The organism is Candidatus Hydrogenedentota bacterium (genome assembly GCA_012523015.1).
Lineage (GTDB): Bacteria > Hydrogenedentota > Hydrogenedentia > Hydrogenedentales > CAITNO01 > JAAYBJ01.
The window spans coordinates 1-5,135 of record JAAYJI010000074.1 but is presented as its reverse complement, the minus strand read 5'-3'; the positions used below and the strand labels follow the sequence as shown (position 1 = coordinate 5,135).

3 protein-coding genes are annotated in these 5,135 nt (G+C 51.4%); all 3 read right to left on the bottom strand.

Annotated elements, in window-relative coordinates:
- On the bottom strand, positions 1 to 495 hold a 495-nt coding region (locus GX117_03065; protein NLO32325.1), incomplete at its 3' end, for a hypothetical protein.
- Between the two features lie 181 nt (positions 496 to 676).
- The gene (locus GX117_03060; protein NLO32324.1) at positions 677 to 2,500 is read right to left on the bottom strand and encodes a TolC family protein; all 1,824 of its coding nucleotides are present in this window, start codon (positions 2,498 to 2,500) and stop codon (positions 677 to 679) included.
- 93 nt (positions 2,501 to 2,593) lie between these two features.
- Positions 2,594 to 5,135 (bottom strand): efflux RND transporter permease subunit (locus GX117_03055; protein ID NLO32323.1); only part of this gene is annotated, 2,542 nt, incomplete at its 5' end.

The following is a 5,135-nucleotide window of genomic DNA, read 5'->3' as shown; positions in this document are numbered from 1 at the left end:
TGCCCACCCCGCGCCTGTGGCGGCGGTGATGCCGTGTAGATCGCCGCAGCTGCTATAGTCACAAATAAGGTTACGGCCGGTGAGCGAGGCTTGACTCCAATTATTGGTATAGCGCTCGAAACCGCCATTCTTGACTACAGAGGCATCTTCTTGGGATTCAGATTCTCCTTCGTCCGGTTCAATCAAAGATTTGAATTCAGCCACTATTGTCTCGTCTGCGTAAATGCGTTTTTCGGTAGGATTGATGGTGGTATTAATCCCGGTGCCGATCCAACGGCTGAAAGCAAATCCTTCGTTGGGTATGGCTTCAAGCAGCACTTTATCGCCGGCGAAATACACCGCTTTATCCGGAGAGAGCGCAATGGTTCCCCCTTCAATAGGCGTCACCATCAATGTTAGTACATGAAATGCGTTGGGCGGGCATCCGGAGAGCAGACCCAATGCAAAGAGGGATAATACACTTGCTAAAGCAATCGTTGTCCACTTATATTTCATTACCAATACTCCTTGACATATCAAGCATGTTCTGTTTTTATCTCGCAGTGAAAGAACAAGAGCATCTGCCTTGTTTTAATGACGGTTGAACAATTCACCTAAATTGCGAAACACCTCAATGATAAAATTCAACAGGTCGAAAAGATCAAACAGAAAATCCATTATGTCGGTTGCAGAACGTTTATTCATCTTTGTTCTCCTTAGGGTTGTCCGGATCGAGGTCGGTGTCGCCCCGGGTATCTTCTAACAGGATATTTGAGAGCTCCTTAGGGTCGCCGGTTAATAGGGCAAGGCTAACACCGGTGGCATGATGAAGAGCCTGCCAGCAGCGCTGCACTGCCACCCGTGCCTGTGCCAGCATACCGGCGGCTTGCATATAATCATTCTGTGCTTGATTTAATTGTACCAGCATTGCCTTGCCGGCGCGATATTCTTTTTCCACCAAGTCCCGATTTTTTTGCACACAATCAGCTGCCTCAAGATTTAGGGTCAACGCTTCATGTGCCATTTTCAGATCACGGAGTGCTTGCTGCACTTCTCCCGCCATTTTGCGTTCAGCCTCAACGAGGGTCCATTCCGATTCGCGGCGGGCATGGCGTGCTTCCTTCAATTCGGCTTTCCGACGCCCTCCCGCGAAGAGGGTCATGGACGCGTTGATCCCCACCGTAGTCAGCATACGATCTGTGTTGAAATCGGTATGATTAACGTTAAAAGTGGAGGTGCTTGCAAAAGCGGCGATTTGCGGCGCAAAGCTGGCATATTCCCTGCGCACAGCCGCTCGGGACCGTTTCAAATGGTATTCGTGCGCTTCAATATCCGGTCTATAGGCATATGCAAGTTCCAACATGGCATCCCCGTCGGGAAGCGTTTTCGTTTCTTCTTGTTCCGTCTCCAGGCGATCCAGCTGGATCGTGTCCGGCAAGTAGGCTTCATGGGAACCCATCAGCACGGCGAGGGCGATACGTGCCAATTCATGTTCACGCTGCGCTTTGAGCAAATTCCCTTTAGCGGCATACAGAGCAGTTTGAAAATTCAGGACGTGGCTGGTAGGGCCTCGTCCGATAGTGCGCCGTGCTTCTGCTTCTTTCACAAGGCGTTCAAAAAAGACAATGGCAGCCTCAGCAATGACGATCTGTTCACGGGCATATTGACCGCCGTAATAGGCTTGTGCAACGGCATCAATGAGGATACGTTGACCGTCACGGTAAGAGGCTTGCGCCTCGCTGTAGCCATGCTTCGCCATGGCGTTGAGATACTCTCTGGCGAAACCATCAAAGAGCAGCCAGCCGGCGGTCAGGTTAGCGGTAGCATTTTCCAAAGGATTGTCTACGTAGTCACGGGCTGTATCGACGAGCGAGTTCACGTTATTGAAGTAATTTCGCACCGTGCGTCGGTTACTCAAGGTGACGCCCCGTGTAGTGGCGTAATAGAGATAGAGTTGGCGGCGCACGGATGAAATGACATCTTCCGTTTCATCAAGAAGCTCATTGATCGGATCCACGTAATCGGAGGGCAGCCATGTAAAGGTATATCGGTAGGATAGATCAATCTGAGGAAAGTAGAGACTGCGCGCCTTCGCGACCAGTTGTTTCGTCTTTTCTACGCGCTCCGCACCCGCTGCCAAGGAGGGATTTTGTGCGAGAGCGCGGCGTTGCGCCGTGACCAGATCAAGAATTTGGATCGCGTTGTTCTCTTCTGTGTCGGAAGCAGTGTGCGTCGCAGCGTTTTCCTTCGATTCAACCTCCGCACCGTCGTCACCCGCCTGTATAGGGTCTGTGTCTTCCTCGCTTGTAAGCTCTTCCTCGCTGTCCAAATTTTCGTCCGGTGAAATATCTTCTGCTTCTTCCGTAACAATTCTTGTGTCATGGGAAAAGTTGAGTTGACTGATATCACCGGGGGGCGGTGCGCCCAGATCCGGCAGTGTATCAATTTCCATGGGAGCGGGCTGTGCCATGAGAAAAGGCGTTATGAGGAGACAGAAAAGGAGCAGCAGCATTTTCGGCATTAATGGTGTGCCGTGCTTCTGTTGATTGGTTTGATATAGCTGTGCCGACTCGTAAAAATAAATCATGACCCTACAAACAGCCCAAGTGATAGATTACTCAATAAGATCCCGATACCGCGCGGGCTCCACTTCTTCAGGAGTCGGCCAGTGACCGCGAATCAGCCAATGTGTCACCCGGCGACTATCGTTAATAATACATAAAGAACAAGGGGTAATCAATAAAGAAACGATCATACCGAAGGCGACACCGGAGCTCATGGACAGCGCCATCGGAATCAGCATTTGCGCCTGTGAATCTCGTTCCAGCATGAGCGGGCCCAAGCCGCCTACGGTCGTTATGGTGGTGAGGAAAATAGCGCGGAACCGGCGCGAGCCCGCCCGAGCCACGGCCTGGAAGAAGTCTTCTCCTTCCGCCACATAATTGTTGACGCAATCGACGAGGACAATGGAATCGTTGACCACGACCCCGGACAAAGCAACAATACCCAAAATGCTCATGATGCTGATGTCAAAACCAAAGAGCCAATGCCCGAAAAGGGCAGCAGCAGCGCAGAAAGGTACGGCAATCATAACGACGAGTGTTTGAATGTACGAGCGGAAGGATGCGGCAACCAAGACGAATACGCCGAGCAGCGCGACGGGATAGCTGATAGCGAGATAATCCAGTGCCTCGCGGAAATCCTGTTGTTCCCCTTCAAAGGAGAGGGTGATGCCGGGATGACGATGAACCAAAGATTGAAGGAAGCCGCTTTTCAATTCCGCTACGATTTCATTGGAATTGGTGTGGGATGTATCGATCTCTGCGGACACGGCAACACGGCGTTGTCCGTTGGTGCGTTGGATAGAGGAGACCCCGGCCTTGTATTCCAATTCCGCTACCGAACTCAAAGGGATTTCCTGCACTTTTGCAGGCAGCGCGGGCAGCCCCGCTTCTCCTTGTCCGTGGCGCATCTTCGCCTCATTCAAGGCAGTTGTGGTGAAGACACCTTGATGGGGCATAGAAACAGGAATACGGATTTTTTCCAATTCTGAGAGCTGGGTCCGTTCTTCTTCAGGATAGCGCAGCCGAATACGCAGGTTATTGTCACCCCGTTGTACGCGCATTAATTCTTCGCCAAAATAGCCGGTAAAAATATGTTTCGCCAGATCGTAGGTATGCAAACCCAAGGCGCGCGCTTCCGGTTTTAAACGGAGGTTGATTTCTTTTTTGCCGACCCGGAAATCGTCTTTAATTTGATAGACACCGTCATAGGTGGACAGTTTGTCTTTCAATTCCTGCGCCGCTGCAGCGAGTTGATCCAGATCTTTGCCTTTCATCCAAATATCGACAGGGCGCCCGGGCGGACTCGTCGTTTCATCGCCTCGGATGGTCAACGCAATAGCGCCATTAATTTGACCGATTTCTTTTTCCCAAGCCGCCATCATCTGCGTGATATGGATATTGCGATCCACCGAGTCGAGCAGCTCCACACGGACACTGCCGAAATGGGTTCCTAACGTAATTTGGCCCCGTTCATCGAGGTAGGCGCCTGTGAGCGAAAAGACGTTGTTGAGCAAGGGCGCGCCGCTTCCGGTCTCCATCTTGTCTTGCAGGCGCCGCGCCGCTTCTTCAATGCGAACCACAGCGGCTGTAGCGACTGCCATGGTCGTGCCGCTCGGAAATTCGACTACTGCCGACATACTGTTGCCGTCAATGAGCGGAAAGAAATCGACTTTGACGAAGCCGCCGGCAAACATACCCACAGCCAACAATAAAACGCAAATCGCCAGGGAAGCATTGACATAACGCCAGCGGATAGTCCAGTTCACAAAGGGCTGATAACTTTTTTCGATAAAGTTCTGAAGCAGTCCATCGGTGTATTGGTGGAAAAGGATGCCCATCCGTGAGAGTGCATTTTTTTTCTCGGGCGAAGCGTTCAAGTCGGGCAAATGGTTTAGATGGGCAGGAAACATAAACAGGCATTCAAGGAGAGAGAAGGTGAATGCCGCAATGGTCACAATTGGCAAGGTGCTCGCCAAACGCCCTACAAAGCCCGGGATAAAAAGGAGCGGCACAAAGGTAACCATGTTTGTGGTCGTGGAAGCAATGATGGGCAGCGCCACTTCCGAGACTCCTTCCACCGCTGCGCGTACCGGCGGAAAGCCTCGCTTACGTGCCACATAGATGGCTTCGCCGATGATGGTCGAGTTATCCACGACTACACCCAATACCATGACCATGCCGAACATGGTGATCATATTGAGGGTGACACCATAATAATGCATGACGACAAAAGTGCCGGCAAAAGCTAAGGGCACATTCATGGACGTCCAGAAGCTCAGCCGAATATCGAGGAAGATCCAGAGCAGCAAGAAGACGATGAGCAGTCCTGAGTACCCATTTTTTACTAAGAGATTGATGCGATTTTCCAGCAGCGGCGCGAAGCGGCCCCAAAGTTCAATTTGCATGCCTTCGGGCAGTTCCCGTTGTTTGCGCAGGCAATAATCGTGGACATCTTTGTCGATCTGGAGTGTATCTTCACGGTCCGTCTTTAGAATGTGCAAAATAGCGGCATTTTTCCCATTGAAGCGGGTCACAATATCATCATCGGCGAAACCGTCGTGGATGGTCGCGATCCGGTCCAAGGTGATGTGG